The sequence below is a fragment of the Mesorhizobium sp. M0701 genome, assembly GCF_040320365.1.
Classification (GTDB): Bacteria; Pseudomonadota; Alphaproteobacteria; order Rhizobiales; family Rhizobiaceae; genus Mesorhizobium.
Window position 1 is genome coordinate 42786 of the sequence record NZ_JAMYPO010000027.1, and the last position, 22782, is coordinate 65567.

Annotated in this window: 13 protein-coding genes and 3 pseudogenes; 13 read left to right on the plus strand and 3 right to left on the minus strand. The window is 58.2% G+C overall.

Annotation, left to right across the window (positions count from 1 at the left end):
* Positions 1 to 40: 40 nt before the first annotated feature.
* Together NKI24_RS23075 and NKI24_RS23080 are read left to right on the plus strand one after the other, a co-directional pair.
* Positions 41 to 7306, plus strand: a complete 7266-nt coding sequence (locus NKI24_RS23075; protein WP_352748560.1) for an alpha/beta fold hydrolase — start codon at positions 41 to 43, stop codon at positions 7304 to 7306.
* Between the two features lie 661 nt (positions 7307 to 7967).
* Positions 7968 to 8711 (plus strand): 4'-phosphopantetheinyl transferase family protein, encoded by a 744-nt coding sequence (locus NKI24_RS23080; RefSeq protein WP_352748563.1) that lies wholly within the window; start codon positions 7968 to 7970, stop codon positions 8709 to 8711.
* 467 nt (positions 8712 to 9178) lie between these two features.
* Here the strand turns inward: NKI24_RS23080 and NKI24_RS23085 are convergent.
* Positions 9179 to 10020: pseudogene (locus NKI24_RS23085) on the minus strand (ATP-grasp domain-containing protein); the annotation flags it as partial.
* Between the two features lie 1462 nt (positions 10021 to 11482).
* Here NKI24_RS23085 and NKI24_RS23090 point away from each other — a divergent pair.
* The 9 genes and pseudogenes from NKI24_RS23090 to NKI24_RS23125 all read left to right on the plus strand — a co-directional run bounded on the left by NKI24_RS23090 (position 11483) and on the right by NKI24_RS23125 (position 19471).
* Positions 11483 to 11719, plus strand: coding sequence for a hypothetical protein (locus tag NKI24_RS23090; protein ID WP_352748566.1), 237 nt, complete (start codon positions 11483 to 11485; stop codon positions 11717 to 11719).
* 66 nt (positions 11720 to 11785) lie between these two features.
* A complete protein-coding gene (locus tag NKI24_RS23095) occupies positions 11786 to 11950 on the plus strand; it encodes a hypothetical protein (RefSeq protein WP_352748569.1) in 165 nt (54 codons plus the stop codon).
* Positions 11947 to 12492, plus strand: coding sequence for a class I SAM-dependent DNA methyltransferase (locus NKI24_RS23100; RefSeq protein ID WP_352748572.1), 546 nt, complete (start codon positions 11947 to 11949; stop codon positions 12490 to 12492). Before NKI24_RS23095 ends, NKI24_RS23100 begins: the two co-directional genes overlap by 4 nt.
* A gap of 236 nt (positions 12493 to 12728) precedes the next feature.
* Positions 12729 to 13727, plus strand: a complete 999-nt coding sequence (locus NKI24_RS23105; RefSeq protein WP_352748575.1) for an isopenicillin N synthase family dioxygenase — start codon at positions 12729 to 12731, stop codon at positions 13725 to 13727.
* A 53-nt stretch (positions 13728 to 13780) separates the two neighbouring features.
* Positions 13781 to 14225 (plus strand): annotated as a pseudogene (locus NKI24_RS35990) (IS66 family transposase); the annotation flags it as partial.
* A gap of 361 nt (positions 14226 to 14586) precedes the next feature.
* Positions 14587 to 14919: a LysR family transcriptional regulator gene (locus NKI24_RS23110; RefSeq protein WP_352748578.1), complete on the plus strand. Its 333-nt coding sequence runs from the start codon at positions 14587 to 14589 to the stop codon at positions 14917 to 14919.
* Between the two features lie 767 nt (positions 14920 to 15686).
* On the plus strand, positions 15687 to 16631 hold the full coding sequence (locus NKI24_RS23115) for a dihydrodipicolinate synthase family protein (protein ID WP_352748581.1): 945 nt from the start codon (positions 15687 to 15689) through the stop codon (positions 16629 to 16631).
* Positions 16609 to 18135, plus strand: coding sequence for an aldehyde dehydrogenase (locus NKI24_RS23120; protein ID WP_352748584.1), 1527 nt, complete (start codon positions 16609 to 16611; stop codon positions 18133 to 18135). The genes NKI24_RS23115 and NKI24_RS23120 overlap by 23 nt, the downstream gene beginning before the upstream one ends.
* Before the next feature lie 13 nt (positions 18136 to 18148).
* Positions 18149 to 19471 (plus strand): NAD(P)/FAD-dependent oxidoreductase, encoded by a 1323-nt coding sequence (locus NKI24_RS23125; RefSeq protein WP_352748587.1) that lies wholly within the window; start codon positions 18149 to 18151, stop codon positions 19469 to 19471.
* Here the strand turns inward: NKI24_RS23125 and NKI24_RS23130 are convergent.
* Positions 19468 to 20379 (minus strand): LysR substrate-binding domain-containing protein, encoded by a 912-nt coding sequence (locus NKI24_RS23130; protein ID WP_352691317.1) that lies wholly within the window; start codon positions 20377 to 20379, stop codon positions 19468 to 19470. The genes NKI24_RS23125 and NKI24_RS23130 overlap by 4 nt on opposite strands.
* Before the next feature lie 348 nt (positions 20380 to 20727).
* Here NKI24_RS23130 and NKI24_RS23135 point away from each other — a divergent pair, with 348 nt between their 5' ends.
* Both NKI24_RS23135 and NKI24_RS23140 read left to right on the plus strand, forming a co-directional pair.
* Positions 20728 to 21495 (plus strand): SDR family NAD(P)-dependent oxidoreductase, encoded by a 768-nt coding sequence (locus NKI24_RS23135; RefSeq protein ID WP_352748591.1) that lies wholly within the window; start codon positions 20728 to 20730, stop codon positions 21493 to 21495.
* 7 nt (positions 21496 to 21502) lie between these two features.
* Entirely contained in the window at positions 21503 to 22267 is a 765-nt protein-coding gene (locus NKI24_RS23140; protein ID WP_352748594.1) for an SDR family NAD(P)-dependent oxidoreductase, read from the plus strand.
* Here the strand turns inward: NKI24_RS23140 and NKI24_RS23145 are convergent.
* Positions 22262 to 22671: pseudogene (locus NKI24_RS23145) on the minus strand (ATP-binding cassette domain-containing protein). The gene NKI24_RS23140 and the pseudogene NKI24_RS23145 sit on opposite strands and share 6 nt — an antisense overlap.
* Positions 22672 to 22782 lie beyond the last annotated feature (111 nt).

Below are 22782 nucleotides of genomic sequence, written 5' to 3' on the forward strand. Positions count from 1 at the left end.
CGGTTCTATAACGGAATCTTCATTGCAAAGGTAGTCAGAAATGAAACACTCTCTTGCTGAGGCCAAAGGCTTACTGAACATCGTAAAGAGCTCGCCCGAACCGTCGTATCGGATTTTTTGCTTCCCGCATGGAGGTGGCAGCGTCCAATCGTTCCGTAATTGGTCTGACTATCTTCCCGAAGACGTTGAGCTGATTTGCCTGGATCTTCCGGGGCGCGGTAAACGGTCAGCTGAGGCCGCCATTCGCAGCATGGACGTCCTGGCTTCCATGATCTCTGATGCGCTCCGCGGGTATAGCGACCGGCCTTTCATATTCTTCGGTCATAGCACGGGTGCCCTCGTGGCTTACGAGATCGCCCGCTCGCTTGAGAGCGAAGGTAAGCCCTCTCCCTTTCATGTGGTCGTGTCTGCTCACAAATCGGCGGATGTGCCGGCGGATGAGCGACCGATGTATCGGTACACGGATGATGAGCTGACTGATCTGGTCCGGAACCTCGGAATGGTTCCTCCGGAGGCGCTGGCAAACGAGGAACTCCTACTGAACTTCATCTTGCCGCCTCTGCGGGCCGACTTCGAACTTGCAGAGACTTACAATCGCAACCTGCCAACGCCTCTGAACGCAGCAATCACGGCAGTAGGGGGAGTTCAGGACGAAATGCTGGATGCTGATGACCTGGACGAATGGCGTCGACTTACGACATCGCGCTTCGCCCGGGTTATGTTTGAGGGCGATCACTTTTTCACCCATTCCCGGACTGAGGAAGTGGTGTCTACCCTCTTGCGCGAGGTGCGGGAGGTGAAGGCACAACTCCCGGCTTCTATTCGAATTGCCGAGGCCCTGCCTTATCCTGATCTGCCATTGCATGACTGCCTCCGTAAACAAGCTGCCCTCAGCCCGGAGGCCCCTGCCGTTGTCTCTGAGGCTGCGACCCTCACGTACCGAGAGCTCGATGATCTGAGCGAGACCCTATCCAGGCACCTCCTAGGAAGCGGGCAGAGCCTAGGTTCGCACGTGGGTATTCTTATGGATACGTCACCCGAATACGCTGTCGCAATGTTCGGCATTCTTAAGTCCGGGGCGGCGTATGTCGTGCTTGACAAAGCCCAGCCCGTTGCGGCGCTCAAGCGGATACTCGAGAAGGCAGCTGTCGAAATCGTTGTGACCAACAACCGGTTTGCAACTAGCCTTCCGCCTGACTGGTCGGGGCTTGCGCTTTCGCTCGACAAGGGTTGGGATGCGCAAATCGGCAAGGCCGGTCCGGCCAGTCCGCTAGCGGTCCATCTCGATGCCCCGGCCCAGATCGTATTTTCGTCTGGCACGACTGGTGAACCGAAGGGGATCGTCTGCCCCCACCGAAGCGCTGTATGCTCTTACCAGTGGCGCTATCAAGCGCTGCCGTACGCGCCTAATGAGCGCGAGGCGGTTAATATCTTCTTGGTTTGGGAGATAATGCGGCCGATCCTCGCCGGGACGCCAGCCTATCTGATTCCCGACGACGTTATTTACGATCCAAACCGGCTGGTCGCATACCTGGAGCGGAACCGAATTTCTAGAACACTGTTGACGCCCTCATTGCTGGATGTGCTTGTTGGCAGCGGCGTCTTTGACGTCCCCTCCCGCCTCCCGGATCTTCGGTTGATTTATCTATCAGGTGAGGTGGTAACAGCAGCGTTGGTTTCGCGTGTGAAGGATGCGCTGCCCCATGTCAAAATCATCAATCATTATAGCGTAGCGGAGACTTATGACGTCACGCATATTGACCTGAGCGAGATCGATCCTGCGACCACACAAGAGGTCGTCCCGGTCGGACCGCCTCAGCACAACGTCAGTGTCTATGTCCTGGGGGAGCAGCGTGACCCGCTCCCGCTGGGCTTCGTGGGCGAGATTTTCGTCGGAGGCGATGCAGTGGGTCAGGGATATCTGAACAGCCCGGAGATGACACGGGAACGCTTCCTTCCCGACCCGTTCCGCGATGATGGCATGATGTTTCGCACGGGCGATCTTGGCCGCATGCTGCCCAGCGGCCAATTGGAGATTATCGGCCGCTGCGCTTTCATGGTGAAGATCCGAGGTTATAGCGTCGTCCCGGGGTCTGTAGAAGCTGCTTTGCTACGGCACTCCGCCGTCGCCTCCGCGGCCGTCGTGCCGGAACTCGATCCGACGACCGGCCAGCCTGATCGACTGATCGCCTATGTAGTCTTGCGAAATTGGGACAAGGGGTGGCAGGCATCTTTGCGTGCGCATCTGAAGTCGGAGGTTCCGCACTACGCGATACCGTCAGGCTTCGTCGCTGTAGCGGAATTGCCCCTCGCGGCGAACGGGAAACTTGATCGGCCGCGCCTCCGCGACGTCGCGGAAGAGGCGTGCACTCCCGTGACAAGTACCGGCGAGGTCGAACCTGCACTTCGCGCTGCTTGGCGTGACCTTCTGAAGGCAGACGCTACCGATCCGGGCGACAATTTTTTCGATTGCGGCGGACACTCCCTTCTGGCTGCCCGTCTCTGCACGCAGCTTCGCGAGAGCCTCAAGGTGGAGCTCCGCGTAGTGGAGGTTTTCCTGAACCCGACTTTCAAAGAGCTTGCGGCTCTTCTCGGCAAGCGCCGCGGCGAGCAGGGACGTCCCCAATACGGGAAGCTCCCCAAAACATCGTCAGTATCGGCGAGCAAGTCGCCGACTAAGTCGGTCGACCGGCAACGCCGCACCGGCGTGGACATTGCAGTGATCGGCATGGCGGCGCGTTTCCCCGGCGCGGAGACAGTCGATGAGCTCTGGGAGAACCTTTGTCAGGGGGTCTGCTCGATCGTTCCGCTCTCCGAGCAGGAACTCAAGGCCCGGGGCATTCCGGAGGACGTCCTGAGGCGTCCCGATTATGTGCGCATGGGCGCCCATCTCGATGGGGTCGACGTCTTCGATCCTGGGTTCTGGGGCTTATCGCCGCGCGAGGCGACGTTAATGGACCCGCAGCATCGCCTCTTCCTCGAATGTTGCTGGAAGGCAATCGAGTCTGCAGGATACATGCCAACCGAGCACGAGGGCCGAACCGGCGTCTTCGCCGGTTCTTTTCTGCCACTCTATCTGCTGCATCATCTGAAGGGGGGAACCCTCATCGATCCCACTGACGCGCCCCTCGCTTGGCTGACGGAACTCGGCAACGACAAGGACTATCTTGCCTCGCGCGCGTCTTACATGCTGAACCTCAGCGGCCCAAGCATTGTGGTGCAAACCTCATGTTCAACAGGGCTGGTCGCGATCGCTACCGCCGCTCAGTCGCTCGCGGCTGGTCATTGCGATATGGCGCTGGCAGGTGCGTCCAGCATCATCTTCCCTCAAGCAGGATATCAGTATGTAGAAGATTTCATCAATTCCGCGGACGGCGTATGCCGCGCCTTTGATGCCGATGCCAGCGGCACGGTGGTCGGAGATGGGGTGGGAATCGTCGTTCTCAAACGCCTTGAAGATGCGCTCGCGGCGGGCGATCCGATCCACGCAGTGGTGAAAGGATCTGCCATTAATAACGATGGCCACAACAAATCATCTTTCTCGGCGCCAAGCGCGCAGGGACAGACCGCTGTTGTGCGCCAAGCACTTGAGTCCGCAGCTCTCAACCCTGCCGACGTGGAATACATCGAAGCTCACGGCACTGGCACTAAGGTCGGTGATCCAATTGAGGTCCGCGCTTTGGCAGAGGTCTTCGCTGGGCAGGCGGAGACTGGCAAGACCTGTGCGCTGGGGTCAGTCAAACCGAATATCGGTCATGCTAATATCGCCGCTGGGGTCGCGAGCTTTATAAAAACAGTGCTCAGCCTTCAGCAAGGCGTGATCCCCCCGACCATTAACATTAACCGGCTGAACGAGGACTTGAATCTGGAAGAGACCCCCTTCTTCGTCAATGAGCAGCTTAGGCGCTGGCCCCGTAGGCAGGGTCGCGCCCGAACTGCCGGAGTGACCAGCCTTGGAATCGGTGGAACCAACTGCCATGTTGTGCTGCAGGAATGGACCAGCGATGACGCAAGGGCTTGGCCTGGATCGGTCGAACGCGGATCTCACGCCCTTTCCCTATCTGCAAAGACGCCGTCGGCCCTAAACCGGGCTTGCCGAAATCTAGCCGCGTTCCTGCGGCGTAACCAGGATATCAATCTTGGTGACGTCGCTCACACGCTACGGGTGGCGAGATGCCATTTCGATCATCGGACGGTCGTCGTGGCGCGCAACCTGGACATGGCCATCAAGAGACTAGAGGAAGAGGCGGATCGCACGGCTGATCGGATTCTTTCCTCGCCGTCGATTGCGTTCATGCTGCCGGGCGGCGGGGTGCAGCACCCGGAAATGTTCAAGGACCTGTTTGATCACGTGCCGGACTTTCGCGAGGCGTTCCTGACTTGTGCCGCCGCTAGTCGCCCGGTCCTGGATCGTGATCTGGAGACACTCGTCTTCGGGGAAGACGACGCATACGCCGCCGCTTCCTTCGAACAAATCAACGTCATGCTTTTCTCGGTGCAGTACGCCATGGCACAATTGCTGCAAGCGTGTGGCGTGCGTCCCGACTACCTTGTCGGACACAGCATGAGCGAATACGTCGTGGCCACCCTAGCGGGCATTCTGAAACTTGACGACGCTATAGCCCTAATGGTCGCTCGTGGTCGCGCGATGGCAAATCTTGGCGTCGACGGTGCTATGCTTGCGGTAAAATGCAGCCCGGAGGAGGCTGAAAGCATTCTCGAGGAAAATGCTTGGCGTGACCGGGCTGAATCCGGCGATATTAGTGTCGGTGTCGTGAATTCCAAAACCAGTGTGGTGTTCACCGGGAGACGGGAACTGATTGAAAGGCTTCAGGGGGGGCTCGAAAAAGCAGAGATCCCCAACCAGATCCTCAATACAGCTGGCGTCCCCAGCCATTCTCCGCTGATGAAACCGGCAGCTGATACAATCGACGCACATGTCCGCACGCTCGAGAAGCGAGTACCGGATTTGGCCATCGCTCTGAATTCAGGTGGATATCTCCACCGGGCGAATGTGCCTCTACCCGAGACCTATTGGAGCAGGCAAGCAAGCGAAACGATCCGATTTGATCGGTCTCTCGCGGCCATCATTGCGGCCGGTGCAACTGCGCTCATTGACGTTGGCCCCTCGTGCAATCTGGCGCGTTTCGCACATGAAACAATTAATTCAGAGGATCGTAAGGCCAGAATCTCTGCGGTGGTTTCAGCCACGCGCGGGAAGGATGACCGGGAGTTCACCGATCGTCATGTTCTTCTGGAATGTCTTGGGAACCTCTGGTCCTTGGGTGTTGCGGTGGATTGGAAACGAGCCAGTGATCAATTGGAACCGTTCGGTTCTCGTCGCAGGATCTCGCTTCCGACGTACTCGTTTGATCGTCACCGTTGCTGGCCGGACGGTCAGCCTGCTGGCATGGCGGTTCTGCCGCAGACCGGGGAGCGAGAGCGGCGCAGGGGAGAAGCGTTCATTTACGCACAGAGTTGGACAGAGAAAATGCTTCCCCGCACGATTCTCGGTGACGGGAGTACAAAGGCGCAGCGTTGGCTGATACTCGCCGATGAATCGTCCGGAGATGTGGATTGCGCGGGAGACGCGCTGGCAAACAGCGTAACGCAGCAATTGGCGGATGCTGGTCATGAGGTTGTTCGTGTTTGCCGACGAGCCAGACCCTTGGACCCGCCCATGAAAGTCAAAGGGTCAACCGTGATGATTGATCCAACCCGAGAAGGTCTGAAGGCGCTCTTCGACGCCGAGATCGCATCGAGCCGTCCTGCTGACCGCATTCTCTGCCTCTGGCACCTGAGCGGCCGCGCCGACGCGTCCGGGGATTCCGGTACGGTGCAGACCGATCTTTTCCGGAGCTACCACGCGATATTCGATTTTGCGCGAGTTCTCTCTACACTGGCATTGCAGACTCCGGTCGATGTCTGGGTTGTTGGTGACCGGATGGTCCAGGTCGGTGAAGAACCTATAGATCCCGAAAAGGCATGCATCTTCGGCCCCGCCATCGTCCTGCCGCAGGAGAATCCGATGGTCGATTGTCGGGTTGTGGACCTGAATATCGACGACCCGGGTGTCACTGATCGGCTCTTTGCTGAAATCGGGCGCGACGTGCCAGGTCCCGATGGGGTCATCGCCCTCCGAGGGAACCGGCGGTGGGTGCTGCACTTCCCGGAGGTGACCCTGGCCGAACAAACTCCAGGGGGAGGGGAGGTCCTGCGACCAGACGGCGTTTATGTGATCACAGGAGCCCTCGGAAAGATCGGTCTTTCCCTGACTGAACATCTTGTAGCCCTTGGAGCGACGGTAGTCGCGATAACCCGCCGTGCGGTACCCGACAGTTTGGATTGGAAGTACGCGGGTCTCGATGACAACGGTTGGATGCCTCGATTGGCCGCTCTGGATAGCGCAAGAGGTCAGGTGATTCTGCGCCAGGCCGATGTATCCGATTTCGACAGCCTGTTTACGGCGCTCGACACCACGATTCGGGACCTGGGGCGGATCGACGGTGTCTTCCACGCCGCTGGACTGGCCGATCTGAGGTTCCTTTCAGAGATGGAAGATACGCCCTTCGCCAGCGAGTTCGCCCCCAAAGTCATCGGAACCCGCAACCTTTACAGTGCGATCAAGCGGATCAAGTCCACCTACGCCCAAATACCTGAGTTTGTCTTCCTTTTCTCATCGCTGGCGTCCGTTCTAGGCGGGCTAGCGATGGCAGATTTTGCGGCGGCGAACAGGTTCATGGACGCTTTTGCACGCCAAATGCCGGCCAAACTCGGCGTCCGGTGGATCAATTCCAACTGGGATGACTGGGATTATTCCTACGGGGAGCAGGTAACTTCCGCGTACGAGACATCTAAGGCGAGGGATCTGGCACTCAGTCCCGACGAGGGGATCGAAATCATCAGACGAATACTGGCAACAGTCGAAAGCAGCCAAGTAATAATAGCGACGAGACCGTTGCATCCCCGAATAAGGCAATGGGTCGACCAGATTCGGACAATTAGTACCGACGAGCAGGACGGCAATAAAATATCCCAGTCCAAAGTAATCGAAAACAATAAGGAGAACGCGCTCGTTGGCGATAGTAATGCATTTTTGGATGAAATTAAATCTCTCCTGAGTGTAGAAGAAATAGGATTGGACGATAACTTCTTCGAGATAGGCGGAGACAGCCTGCTCGCCACAGCACTTCAAGTCCGTTTGACGAAAAGCGGTCGCTGGAGGGCGCCTCATCTGCATGAGATTTTTAAGGCGGCAACGTTCGGAGACCTCTACGAGCAGGTCTGTCAGACCTCTTCGCACTAGTCGCAATAGCCATAGCGGAAGGAGAGAAGCCTCATACAAAGGCGAATTCGTCCGTCGTGGGACGTATCGTCGAAGACGTCCGACCATGAATCGGAGATCTAAACCACATCGCGGGCGGCTCGATCTGGAGGAGGAGTTCGATCGCATGGGACGGCTGCTGGATCTCATCGATCCGACACCGGATACGCGGCCGAACAGCATGTCTGGTTGAGGGACAGCAACCCGGCCCTGTGGCGAGCAACGGTTAAGGTCAGTCACGGCCCCTTCAGCTTCAATGTTGGGCACCATTGTTGGGCACCATTCTGCTCCCTAGCAATTAAGGATCACGGTCAAAAAATGGCCGGCAAAGACTCTATTGTGGCCCAGTTCGCGGCGGCGGGCTACCGATCCAGTTTCGTCAATCCGCGACGAGATCATCAGTTGTTGGCTGCTCTTCGCTCAGTCAGTCGGTCGCGTTTTAGTCTATAACCATTCTGGGCTTCATGCGGGGGCTATCTGTGCGACGAATATCTATTTATGGATATAACGTCAGGCCGGCGGCAAAACGGCCCGCGTTCTCCTGCCGTAGGTTACCACTCGATGACAATTGGGCAGGTCACTTCGGTCTGAGGCGATATTCCAGGCTGCGCGCTGCGGCTGCGGTGCCCCCTCAGGTTCCAGAATGAGCACCACGCACCTCATTATGCTCTCAGCCCGCTCGCGCGGATTTCTCAACAATGTGACCTTGCATGATACTGGCTACGGGGATGCGGTCTTGGTGCATGGCCGGTTCGATTTCGAAAGGTACACGGAGAACTTGTTTCAAGAACTCGCATTAGCCTGCCCTGCCAGCCTGTCCACAGCGTTACCGATACGTCGTGCCGAGTTTCTGGCCGGTAGAGCGATCGCGCGCGCAGCATTGCTCGCGCTGGGCCAACCGGCCCCCCAGATACCTATCGGTCCCGACCGCGCTCCACTTTGGCCTCGATATTCTGCCGGTTCAATAACTCACGCGCGAGGTCATTGCGCATGTTTCGCCATTGCCGATGGAAGCTGGCAAGCCGGTGTGGATGTCGAGGCGCTGGCCAGTGGTCATGCGCTGGAGTCGATCCTGTGTATGACTGCGAACAAAGATGAACGTGCCTTAATCGCTCGACAGACGGCTCTCCCTCCAGATCGGCTGGCGACGCTGCTTTTTTCCGCCAAGGAAACACTCTTTAAAGTGCTCTACCCGTTGGCCAGGCGTTTTTTTGGATTCGATTGTGCCGAACTACGCACTATTCCTGCAAACGGGCGCCTACAACTGCATCTGACTCAAACTCTTTGCCAGGAATTACGCGAGGGCGAACAATATGACATTCGCTTTAGTATTGCCGGTGACCACGTATTGACTTGGTTGGCAGTGCGCCGCTTTGCAAGCGAATAGGATTTACCCGATGCGTATGTCAATCTCCAGCCATCCTGCTTCAATTTGATTCGGTAGAGCCAGCGGCGACTATGGCCGAGGCGGGAAGCAGTTCGTCACGACTGACATGAACGGCGTGCCGTCGCCTCTCGTTCGAGAAGCGAGGCAATTGGTGCAAGCACGGATGTGACGCGGGTTACCCTCGGGAGAGCCGGTTGCGAGAAATCCGCCCGCCCGGATCTGTGAGGGCCAAAGCCGAATGGCTGAGCTACTTGACCACGATCATCGCGGCAGGCCTTGTTTCCTCAATTCGTGCCCCGGCCGATAGTGCGCCACACACACATCGGCCAGAAAACGCTTGTCGCTCGCAAACAAGTGGCGTGCTTTAATGTTATCCCACAGCGTGGCAGTTCCCAGGAACGAAAATAGGCATCATCGTCGACCTGCGCTGGTGCGGAGAGGGCGAGGAGTTGCAGCTCGTACCTAGACTATTCGCCAAGCGTCGAAAATGGTGTGATTGACCAATCGATCAAGTACGGCACGCTGAAGTATCGCCCCGGTCCGAGCAAGGTTGGGCGAAGCGGCGATGACATGTCCGAGCCAGTCTCGGAAATCGCCGTTCCTGACGATCGGCGTCTTGGGTTCAACATAAAACTTGACCTCGGCAACACCTGATACAGCGGCCGCCCGACTGTCACCGTCTATGCAATCGAGGATGCCGTTGCGATCAGGCAGTAGGAACCGCGAGCCCGCAGTCTGCGAACCCTTCTGCGCAAATTACATTCCTCGCCGGTGGCAAGCTGTAAGCTTCACGTGTTCACTGATGAGATCGACACCGTAAGCCAGCTGAACCACTTGAGGACTGGGCGTGCCAGCAAGACGCGGATTGACTTGAATGATGACTGGGCCACGCTCGTCCACCGGAATTCAATGTTCGTTGGCCCCCAACCAAGGCCGAGAGTTCGCAAACAGCTTAGAGAAACATCGGCGATACGCTCGTGGCCCTCATCAGTCAGCTGGGCCGGAAAGCTGCTCTCACAAAATACAAAACGCGGTAGGGCCCCCAGGTCGGCTTCAATCCCAATGACCTCATTTCCCATTATCTGAGCGAGATAATAGGGGCCTTGTGCGAAATCTTCGACCAGTATCCTCGGCGAAGACCGCCATATGTGCTTCCCGCCCAACAGATAAGACGTATGTCGGCTAACTCCTCGACGGTGCGGCACAAACGGACACCGCTGCTGCCGCTGCCTACGGCTGGCTTAACAATCACCGGCAGGCCGATCTCCGCGGGAGAGCTTTCTACGTCCGCCGCATGTGGCGGCAAGCGTTTTGCTTGCTTGAGAGCGCCCACGCGCCCATATGCCCTGACGGTCGAAATCGGCGGCACGACATAGAAATTCGATTCCAGCGGGCAACGCCATTCCACCGCCGAGCTCCGATATGCCCAACGAATGCACCGTAGAGTCAATTTCGAGTCGGCCGAAAGACCATCCGTACCGCCTTGAATCGTGGCCAGTGAGGCGCAGGAGCGAAGTCCTCGACGTTCTTCCAAAGGAGCACCTTGAACCCGCTTTGGGCGATTTGCTGCGCGACGCTCGACTCGAGCCACTAGCACAACTGTCGATTACACTTACATTAGCAACATTGGCCATTATCGTACCGCCTTCACTTGATGCAAGCCAACCGGCCTCGTGACCCCCGCGGCTAGATGGGGTACGGCAACCTGTTTTTTTCGGCTCAAGCGGGTAGATCCCGCCTTGGGGCGCTCCCGCACCAATCTCTTCTGTCCCAGGTCGACACGGCGGGGGAACGCATCTACGCGACTGGTGAACCTCCTGACCCGTCTCAACTCGGGCGATGTGAACTCACGCCGACCTGACATGTTGCTTTATCCTTCATTTCATTGATTTCGAGATGGCTCCCAATCTGAATCTTGACCGGAACCTCCGGGCGCATTTGCAACAAGGGAGTATCAAACGTCGTGCCAACTGTGCAGACGGAGGCCAGACAGAGGTTTCTTGGTATTATTCAATGGGCTGCATGAAATTGGGACAGAACTGCTGCCCTGTGTCGCGCACTCGACGAAACCGACAGCGGGTGCCGGTCGTTTGATGTTTTCCAACAATACGGCCGAGCAGGCGGAGCGAGCGCAAATGGAAGCCGAGATCTGGCCGCGCACAATGAACGCCGGGAGCATTTTGGGGCGTGAACTCCACCACGCGTCCTTCCAGCCGTAGATCGAAGGAGCTCGATCCTGATCAGCTGGCGCTCACTTCGAGCAGCCTTGAGATCAACGTGGTTCCCTCCGGACCGCACCGTAGCCAAATCTCGACCTCTCGCGGCTGCCGAATAGGTTTTCCTTAAACCGTCAGGGAAAAATGTCGCCTAGATACAAATATTGTGTTGAAGAATTGTGACAAAACTCCGACATAAAAACTAGCTCAAGTAGATTAATATTAACACAATTAAATGTATCATTAACACAAACTAACTTGCTAGTCATACAATTCGAATGATATCCATTGGCAACGATGGAACGTGGCCTGAGGTCTCGCCGACTGACTTGTGAAAGGAAGTACCCATGTCTGCTGTAGAAGCTGGAGGAAGCGCCGTGCGCGCCGCTCGTTTTTCACAATGAATCGGATTCATTCTACCGAAAGCGTGGGACCGACCGATGGCCAAGCTCCTGGACGCCGGCGATCAAATAAAGAAGACATCAATCTCGCGGTCGCGAACGACTTGCTCGAAAAGGACACCCGGTGACAAGACGCACTGCGATGCGACCAGCGATGGCGGCATTTGTCGTCACCTGCCTGCCACGGCCAGGCGACGTCTTCGATAAGTTGATAGACGAACAGGGCGCCTTGGCCGGAATGCCGGAGAGCGCTCAAAGACCACACATCCCCAGTGATTCCCGGAATACGTTTGAGATCCCCGGTCCGGCCGCAGCAGTTTGCGTGCATTTCGCTGGAAGCGCCTGGGACAGCCATGTTCAGCAATACAACGACGAACAGCTCATGGGTTGAGCCGCGGCCATTGCCGCCGATGAGGACTGTACTGCATCTAACCTGCCACTACACGGAGGAACTGTCATGAACACCCTCGATCAGCAGACGGCACTGGAGCAAGCCGCACGAAAGCGCATTAAGGATTCCCATGCTCTCGACGGCGACGCCGGTCGCTTGACCCACTTTATCGCGAATGGGCCAGTTGCTACGAGCTGGATGTTGGCCGCGATGGATACTGCGGGCCGATGATCGTGGCGGAACTGGCGGGTGCCGTGCAGACGGCCTATTTGGCTAGGCAGCGAGCAGCCATCGCAATCTTGGATGCTGGCTGGGGAACAGGCCTCGTGGGCGTGGAACTGGAACGCCTCAGGTTCCGGTTGATCGACGGGTTCGATCTCTCCGAGGAGATGGCCGATAGGGCCCGGCAAACTCGCGTCTACCGTAATGTCCGAGGCGATGTCGACCTCAACCGGCCGCTCTCCGACCGCTCCAGCGCGAGCTATAATATCACGGTCTGCTGCGGCGTCTTCACGCTCGGGCATGTCCGACCGGATGCACTGCGCGAATTGGCTCGCGTCACGCGCCCGAACGGATTCGTCATCGTCAGCACCCGGAAGAGTTATGCGGAGACCGCATTCTTTGAAGATGAGGTGCGGAGTTTACAAAAAGCGGGCATCCTTATACCGGCACAGCGTCTAAACGACGGCAGATACGTCGCGGAGGAGGACGCGCACTACTGGGTTTTCCAGGTGACTCATGACCCCAGCGCACCAACGGAGGAGCGGCCATGATGACGCTATCGCAAAACTCGCTGGCGATGACTTGGGGCCTATTCAAGGCGACACGAAGAGCGCGAGCGCCTACGCATGCCCTGCTAGGAGTTCGGGCTCTTCTACATTGTTGAGCGCGGCACCACGAAAGAACGCATCGCGCTAGACTAGGTACCGTCCTTCCCGACAATTCTTGATGCTGCCAGTCAAAAATCCCCAATTCGTTGTTCGGTCCCATCGTCAAACTAAGGTGACTAATGCGCAAAGATCTCGTAGCCAAACTGGACGACAAGCTGCGCGCGAAACGCGAAAGCTTTGACAAGCTGCCGGTGGTTGACATCGCGCCGCTTCTCGATGGCAGCAACAAGCAGAGGGTGGCCAAGGAGATACGTTGGGCCTTGTCGAACACTGGGTTCATGTATGTGAAGAATCACGGTCTTGCTCAGGATTTTGTGGATTCGGTGTTCGATGTGAGCCGTCGGTTCTTTGATCTGCCCACGTCGCAGAAGATGACATTGCACGTTAGCAAATCCGATGTGGCCCTGCGCGGATACATTGAGCCGTTCGGGGAGAACACCGATCCGGGCAAAACGAAAGATCTGAAGGAGTGCTTTGACTTCGGACCTGAACGTTCGACGCTGGAAGGTCCGTTCTTTGGCCCCAACCAGTGGCCCTCAAGTCTGCCCGAGTTTCGGGAACTGACATACGGATACCATCAAAAGATGGTGGACCTCGCGAAAAAACTCTTGCAGGGCATTGCGCTCAGTCTGGACCTGTCGGAAAGCTATTTCGAAAGCCTTATGCGGAACCCGATCAGCATTCAGCGCCTGCTTCATTACCCGCCGCAGAGTGGCTATATTGGCGAAGAGATCATCGGTATCGGCGCCCACACGGATTACGGCAATCTGACCATCCTGGCGCAGGACGACGTGGGTGGTCTTCAGGTCATGAACCGAGATGGCGATTGGGTCGAGGGCATTCCGATCCACGGCACATTCGTAATCAACATTGGCGATCTGATTCAGCGGCTCACGAACGATCTTTACCTGGCGAACATGCACCGCGTGGTGAATAGCTCGGGCCGCGAGCGATACTCGATCCCCTACTTTATCGACGCTGATTTCAATGCGATCATCGAACCATTGCCCTCTTGTGTCACGGACAGCAACCCGCTTCGCTACAAGCCGGTGACGTGCGGGGAGCACAAATTTGGGCGTTTCGCAGCAAGTTACGCTCACTTGGCCAAAGCGCGATGAGAGCGGACTTGGCAGTTACTTACGTGACACTGCCCAGCCGCACTTTAAGGCCCAGACTGGCGGAGCTTGGTGAAGACGGCACCGAGAAATGAAGGTCATCCTGCACCAGTTTAAAGTGATCCAGACCGAGCCCGAGAAGTTCCCGTCAGGAATGCGGGGGCGATCGCGCGGCCGCCTAAATTCGTCCGTGTGGCGTCGCAAGGCTTTGCCGGGCCGAACCTGTTGGCGATGATCCTGTTTGAGAGGTTCCCCAGCATTTGCAGTTGAACCGGCGGAGCGCGCTGTCATCGGGCCACCGATCTGAGCCTCTCCAGGCTGGCGGACCAGGTCGGCGACTGTACCGCGGTGCTGAAGCCGGCGCACGCGCTAATCGAGGTGCATGTGCTTGCTGCCAAGCGTCTGCACGAAGACCGCGCCACCGTGCCGATCCTAGCGAGCGGCAAAGCCTATATCCGAACTTCTCCCTACGGGAACCGTGTCGGGGTCGCCCCCAACGCTGACCACCTCGGCAGGGAAAAAGATGGCGGATATAACCCGAGTGACGGGCTTCTCATACTCCTCACAGGGTGGCCGGATCTCACATCGTCAACGTGAAATCCCACGCATGTCTATCCACAAACCTTGTGTCTGGAGCTGGACAAGAATGTCGGAACCCAACGAAAAGTCGCCAGGGGCGCGAAGTCGGTCTGGAAGTGGTGCAGCTGAATCGGTGCGTCAATTCGGCACGCAACTTGCTTGGGTCACGGCGGACGGCCGCACTCCGTTGTGATTGATCAAAATGGCGGGGTCTTTTGTGGGCCAGAGGACGAACGGATACCCTGTGTTTGGTTCGCGACTCCCGATCTGATTGGATTCTTCAATGGTTCCTCAGTACTATGATCTCCCGTCACTGACTGCTCTCACGGCATTCGAGGCCTCCGCACGCCATCTCTCATTCAAGCTTGCGGCTTCCGAGCTGGGCGTGACATCGGGAGAAATCAGTCGGCAGATCAAAGCCATTGAGGACGACCTCGGTGTTCCACTGTTTGAGAGGCGAGGAACCGGCGTGATGCTTACCAGCGCGGGCAAAGACATCTACAGCGTGCTGGCAAGCAGCCTTTCCAAGGCGTCCGAGGTCGTCAGGACCATTAAACGCGATGGTTCCGGGAGCGTCACGATGCCTGCGCCGATGCGCTCGCGTCGATGCGGTTGATGCCGCATGCCGCGCTATTGGAACTGCATGTTGATATCAAGTTGACCATGTGATTTCCGACAGTTCGCGCCACTATTGGGTGCGCCCAAGTCGAACTGCGCATCCTCTATGGGTGCGGCTCATGGCCTGACGAGACCGCGGATCTGTTGTTGGGCCTGTCGTCTACCCTGTCTGCGGTCCCGGCTTCGCCCAGGAGCACAGCGATGCAACCTCCAAGTGCTTGCCCCAACTGCGCTCCTGAACGTCGATGGGTTGAACCGACTGGGCCGGCGGGGACGAGGTCCTGCGCCGCGTGGGTTACGCACAGGCCGCTTCGCGGCCATAGGTTCAGCAAGTTCTTCGTGGCTTTGCACCCTCCGGCTGATCAGGGCGTTGCCGTGGGCTGACACCGGCTGGCGCCAACATGGTCCAAGAGGACAGGCTCATCAGGATCACCGACCTCGAACTGGACGCCACGGGACGATACTATCTGACGTGGACGACAGCCGGAGCCTGTCGCGGGGGGCGGAGCGGGTGAGCGAGTGGTTGCGGAAGATTTCGGCCGAAGAGCGGAACGCCTGAACGCAGAGCTCGCGCCCGGCGTATGCCTTTGAACGCCCCTGGCCGATGAGCGAACAGCTCGTAGCCCGCTACGCCGATTCTCATAGGCATGCTCGATATGGCCAGAACCGCAAAAAAGTTGCCTGCCAGGTGATTTTATTTCGGCTGCCCCCACTCCTCAGCTTGCATATAACACTGACCTGTAGCCCCAAACTGGAGCGAGGCAGATGTCGTTCAAAGGCGTTATTCCGCCCGTCACAACGCCCTTTCATGCGGACGGATCGATCGACCGTGACGGCTTCTGCGTCATGGTCGAGCACCTGGTCGCGACTGGCGTCCACGGGATCATTGTCGGTGGGACGACAGGCGAGTACTACGCCCACTCACGCGACGAGCGTGTCAGTCTGCTTAAGCTTGCCAGGGGCGTGGTGAAGGGGAAGATGCCCCTGATCGCCGGCGTCGGCGCCATTCGTACCGAGGACTGCATTGAATATGCGCTGGTTGCAAAGGACCTGAAATACGACGGAATCCTGATCGGCTCCCCGTACTACGCTGTTCCCACGCAACTCGAACTTGCCAATCATGCGCTTGCGATCGACAAGGCCGCCAATCTACCGGTGATGCTCTACAACTATCCCGGGCGCACCGGAACCATGATGGATCTCGAATTCCTGGACCGCGTCGGTCGCAGCTCCAATTTCTGCGCCATCAAGGAATCCAGCGGCAGCATGAATCAGCTGCACGCCTTGGCTCGTGACTATCCGCACATTAATCTGTTTTGCGGCATGGATGATCAGGCCCTCGAATTCTTCGCGTGGGGCGCAAAAGGGTGGGTCTGCGGCGCCGGCAACTGCCTGCCGGCAGAGCACCTCGCGCTGTACGAAGCCTGCGTGATCGAGAAGGACTTCACTAAGGGCCGGCAGATCATGTCGGCGCTTCTGCCTCTGATGAGGCTCCTCGAGCAGGGCGGCAAATTCGTCCAGAGCATCAAGTTCGGGTGCGAATTGGCTGGATTGCCGGCTGGGCCCGTGCGCCGGCCGATGCGGGCCCTAGGCGACGAACAGAAGCGGGAACTCGAGTCGACGATCCGCACCCTTAAGGCAGTCATCGCGTCAATCACTGCAAAATCCCAGAAGGGGGCTTCCGAGAATGTCATCGCTATTAACGCGTGATGAGTACCAGAATCTGGCGGATAGCCTGCCACTGCCGACCAACGCAGTGATCGACGGCAAGGCGCGGGCGGCACAATCTGGGGATACTTTCGAGACCATCAATCCGGCGACGGGGCAGGTCATCGCCAGGATCGCTTCCTGCGGCAAGGCCGACGTTGATCTCGCTGTCGAGAAGGCACGGCTGGCATTTGAATCCGGCGCCTGGTCGCGTGCGCATCCGAGCGAGCGCAAGCGCGTTCTACGGCGGCTCGTGAAACTGATAAAGCGAAACGCCCATGAGCTTGCAGTGCTTGAGACGCTAGAAAGCGGCAAGCCGATCTACGACGTCGAGACCATAGACATTCCCGAGGCCCTGCATTGCCTGGAATGGCACGCGGAAGCCACCGACAAGCTCTACGGCCAGACGTCGCCTTCTGGCGATGATGTCGTGTCGATGATCGTGCGCCAGCCACTGGGGTTGGTCGCCTGCGTTCTGCCCTGGAATTTCCCGATCCTGATGCTGGCCTGGAAGATCGGGCCGGCTCTTGCGACGGGCAACTCCGTCATTGTCAAGCCGGCCGAGCAGACCAACATGTCGACGTTGCGGATCGCCGAACTGGCGCATGAGGCCGGGCTGCCGTCAGGGGTCCTGCAAATCGTCACCGGTCCGGGCGAAGTGACCGGCAAGGCACTCGGCGTGCATCCCGATATCGACATGGTCGCCTTCACCGGGTCAACTGACGTCGGCCGGAAATTCTTGGAATATTCCGCCAAGTCCAATCTCAAGCGCATCGTGCTCGAATGCGGCGGAAAGAACCCATGCATCGTGCTGGAAGACGCCGAGAACCTCGACGTTGTTGCACAGCATGTCACCCAAGCTGTTTTCTGGAACATGGGCGAGAACTGCTCGTCCAATTCCCGCCTGATCGTGCACGAGAAGATCAAGGATCGCTTGGTAGAAACCGTCCTCCACAAGCTAAAGGAATGGCCTTTGGGCGAGCCGCTGGATCCGGGCAATCGGCTCGGCGCCATTGTGTCGAAGGAGCAGTTCGACCGCATCATGGGCTACATCAAGAAGGGGCGGGAGGAAGGCGCCAGGATCGTCACGGGCGGCAACTCCCACAAGCATGGCAAAGGCTATTTCATCGAGCCGACCGTATTCGACGATGTCACGCCCGAAATGAAGATTGCGCGAGAAGAGATTTTCGGTCCAGTGCTGTCGGTCATCAAAGTGGCCAACGCTGACGAGGCGCTTCGGGTCGCCAACGATACGCAATACGGGCTTGCAGCCTCGATCTTTACCGCCAATCTCGGCAAGGCGCATCGCATCGCAAGGGACATTCGCGCCGGGACGGTGACCATCAATTGCTACGGCGAAGGAGACGTCTCGACTCCCTTCGGCGGCTTCAAGCTTTCGGGCTTCGGGGGACGAGACAAATCGTTGCATGCCCACGACCAATATACCGAACTCAAGACCATCTGGGCGGACATCTCCGATCCTAAAGTCTCACGTTCGGTAGATTAGCCTGGTCGCACCGATGAGCGATTATGAGGCTGTCCGCACGCCTGCGGACACATCCATGCCCGGTTGGTACGGTATTCTGCCGCCTCCCAAGGCACCTGAGGTGCTGCGCGGCCGTCACGAGTCGGACTGGCTCATTGTAGGAGCTGGGTTTGCTGGCTTGGCGGCCGCGCGGCGCCTCTCACAATTGGTGCCGAACGAGCGCATAGTGGTGGTCGATGCTCAGCGCGTCGGCTGGGGTGCTGCCGGGCGCAACTCCGGCTTCATGATCGATCTTCCGCACGAGCTCGGTGGAGAGCATTACGGCGGAAGCCAGGACCGCGACCGCAAGCGCATCCGCATGAACCGGGCCGCCATCGAATTCTCTGCTTCGGCGGCGGACGAATACGGGTTGCAGAACTTCTTCGTTCGGGCCGGCAAGTACCATGGAGCTGCAACCGATCACGGTGTTGCCGTCCTGGGCGAATTCGAAAAGCACCTGACGGGCTTAGGCGAGCCATTCGAGCAGCTCGACGGGCCGCAGTTGAAGGAAATCACCGGAACCGACTTCTTCGTCGGCGGTACCTTCACGCCGGGAACGGTAATGGCACAGCCGGCCGGCTTCATCCGTGGACTCGCGGAAGGCTTGTCGAGGCGTGTGCAGCTATTCGAGAATTCACCGGTCAGATCTTTGCAGACTGGCAGAGTGCACACTGCCAAGACGGCTGAGGGCGAGATCACCGCGCCGCGGTTGATACTGACAGTCAACGGTCATCTCGAAAGCTTTGGTTTTTTCAAGAAACGCCTGCTGCATGTGTTCACCTACGCCAGCATGACAAGGCCTCTCTCCAAGAGCGAACAGGCAACTCTGGGCGGTGAGCCGCATTGGGGCTTGATCCCGGCCGACCCGATGGGATCAACCCTCCGGAGGATCGACGATAGGATCGTCGTTCGCAACACCTTCACCTATAATCCGGACATGTCCACCAGTGAGAAGCAGATCCGTCGGATCGGCGCTATGCACGGTCGATCATTCCAGGCGCGCTTCCCGATGCTGGGTGAGACACCGATGGAATTTCGCTGGGGAGGCCACTTGTGTCTCTCTCTCAATTCCGCGCCCGCATTCGGCGAAATTGAAGACAGAGTCTTCGTAGCCGGATGCTGCAATGGCCTGGGAACTGTGCAAGGCACCCTCTACGGGATGCTGGCTGCCGATCTTGCCGTTGGCAGCAACGAGCCAATGGTTGCAGACGCCCTGAACGAGCCAACCCCGGTTCGGCTTTATCCAGAACCGCTGATGTCGATCGGCGCGCCGCTGAAGCTGTGGGCGATGCAGAAGCGCGCCGGCAGAGAGCTCTAGCTTTCTCGTTCTTGCGCGGCCGCTTCCCGGATCCAGCTACGGAGGCTCTGGGCGGCAGGGGAAAGCGTGCGATTTTGATACCAGGTGAGATAATAGCTGCCCGGCGCTGGGAGCTCAAGATCCGTCAGTCTGACGAGCTTCCCTTCGTCAATCTGCGCCTTGACAAGGCGGTGCCAGCCAACCGCCACACCTTGATCGGCTTGAGCGGCCTGAAGCGCCACGAAGAACTTGCCGAAACGCCGACCGCGGGTCGGCCCATGCGAAACCCCCGCGCGCCGTAAGACCTCGTCCCAGCCAGCCCAGTCGGGATCCACCCAGTCAACGTGCAGCAAGGGGAGGTCGGCCAACGACTCCGCCGTTGCATCGCGATGCTTGCTTGCAAACCCAGGCCCGCATACCGGGTAGATTGTTTCATCGAAAAGGAGCTCAGCATCTTCATTCGACCACGATCCGAACCCGTAGCGGATGCGCAATTCGACCTCGGCGCGGCGGTAATCGCGGGGATTGTCCGAGATAAGGTGGTCAACAGCAATATCCTGGTACCGGGTCCAAAAGTCCGGCATCCGCGGGATCAGCCACGTCGACGCGAAGGCGTCCGTGCACGCCAGCGTGACGTTCTTGGAACGGTCGCCGCGTTTCACATTTCGGACAATGTCTGCGGCCCGCGAAAACCCACTGGCCAACACGCCATAAAGGTCTTCGCCGGCGCTTGTCAGCGCCACACCGGTTCCCAATCGGGTAAACAGCGGAACCCCCAGTTCGTCCTCGATCGCTTTGATCTGTCGGCTGACGGCGCCAGGAGTGACGTTCAGTTCCGCAGCAGCCAATTTGAAGGACAGGTGCCGGGCAGAGGCCTCAAAAACAGCCAAAGCAGTCAGGGACGGCAGGTCGTAATAGCGGCGAACCATCTCAAGCTCCAACACTTCGGCGATCGCGCCGCGCGACAAATATAGCAAGCGATGCTCAAGATGTCGGGAAAAGCATTTGCAAGCCGCGATAGCCCGCGTTCGACCGACTATGGCCGCGATCCCCAACTTATTTGCCGCGCAACATAGGAAAACTGTACGAACCATGCTTCGCGATCTGCGACGCTGCCCAATCCATGTCCGACGGAGCTACACCGTAGCATGTCGCAGCGATGTCTGGGCTCAACAGCTCAACAAGGGGGTGAGACTTTTGCAGGGCTGCCCCACTGGTCTTCGGCCGCCGTTCAGAGATTATGAGCTGAACTTTCCCTCTCAAAGAAGGCTTGAGCTATGACTGGCATTGAAAAGAAAACTGCGGTCATAACAGGCGCGGCGGGAGGTATCGGGCAAGCGATCTCCAGACAGTTCGTTGCGAACGGCTTTCGTGTGGTTGCCGGCGACGCCGACCAGGCTGGCCTGGACAGGCTCGCGGCCGAACTCAACCGAACCGGACAGAATGTCTGGAGCAAGGCCGGCGACCTCCGGAACAAGGCTTATTGCGAAGAGTTGATTGAGTATTCCGCACAGGCCACAGGGCGGCTGGACGTGCTCGTCAACAACGCCGGAATAATCACGCGAGGAAATATTCTCGAGACGACCGACGACAATTGGGAGCGGACGTTCGAGATTAACCTAACATCAATTTTCTATACATGCCGGAAAGCCATTGGCCACATGAAGGGCCACGGCGGCGGCGCGATTGTGAACGTCGCATCCTGCTGGGGACTTTATCCCGGTCCTGGGCACGCAGCGTATTGCACGAGCAAAGCAGCCGTGGCGGCGTTTTCCAAATGTCTTGGCCGCGACCATGCAGGTGACGGGATACGGGTCAACGCGGTGTGCCCGAATGAAGTCAACACCCCGATGCTGCGTACCGGTTTTGCCCGGCGTGGCTTCAATCCGGACACAGCCATAGCGGAGCTCAACAACACGGTGCCGCTGGGGCGGATCGCTGAGCCGGAAGACATAGCCGACGTGATATTCTTCCTATGTTCTGACGCCGCCCGCTACATCGCCGGTACGGCGGTCGAAGTGAACGGCGCAAAACCTGTCTATTGAGGGACCCATGGCTGACAGATTGGCAGGTAAGATTGCAATCATCACCGGCGGTGGACGTGGTATCGGCGCCGGTATTACACAGCGTTTTGTGGAGGAGGGAGCGAGAGTTGCCATTGTGCAGAGAAATCCGCCGCCTGACGCTTTGCTTGGCGATCGAACCATCTATGTGAAGGCGGACCTCGCGAATTCCGACGACATTCGATCAACCGTCGAGAACGTTGTCGAATGCTTTGGTGGCCTGGACATCCTGGTGAACAACGCCGGGATCATGTTCGAGAAGACCGTCGAGGAAATGACTGAGGCGGAATGGGATCAGATGATGGACATCAATCTCAAGGCCCCATTCCTGCTGGCGAAGGCAGCAATACCGCACCTTCGGGAGCGGGGTGAGGGAAACATCATCAACATCGGCTCAATCGAAGGCCTGGCGTCCAACCCGGGACATCCTGCATATTCCGCCTCGAAAGCAGGCATTCACGGCTTTACAGCAGCCGTCGCGGTGGACCATGGGCACGAGGGAATCCGGTGCAATGCCATTGCACCGGGCTGGATCAATTCTGATCTCAGTGAGGTCTACATCGACAGCATGGCCGACAGTTCCCGCGTCCGCAGAGAACTGCTCGCCATGCATCCGGTTGGGCGTCTTGGCGAGCCGGCCGATGTCGGAAATCTTGCAGTCTGGCTTGCATCGGCAGAGAGCGCCTTCGTGACCGGTCACGTCTACGTCATTGACGGCGGCCGTACGAAAAAGCTGCCGCTACCGATTTCATAAAGAGGTGGAGCCCGGCCAGACGGCCTGGCTCCGCCCTTTGTCACGCTGTTGGATCAACTTTGGACGGCTTGCGGTTGTCCCATCCGCTGAGCCCACGAGTTCAAGTGCCTTACCTGCGCGCTCGCGTCGCTCCTTGCGGCCGACCCCGGCGATACGGAGCCCAAGCCCAACATTGTCGATGACCGACATGTGCGGCAGCAGCGCAAAATGTTGAAACACCATTCCGATCATGCTGGAGCGGATCTGGCGCAGTTCCTCTTTGCCGGCTTTCGTGACGTCCTGCCCATTGACCACAATCTGGCCGGCAGTGGGGTCATAAGTCGGTTGATGCAGCGAAGAAGGGTCGATTTCCCGCTGCCTGAGAGACCCATTATGACGAAGATTTTCCCGGTCTCGATCGTCATATTGATGTTGTTGAGCGCGACGAAACCGCTGCCCTCGTCGGGGCCGCAGGCGCCCGAGCGCAGTCTGTCCAGTTTCACTTCGGGGTTGCCCCATAGATCTTATAGAGATCC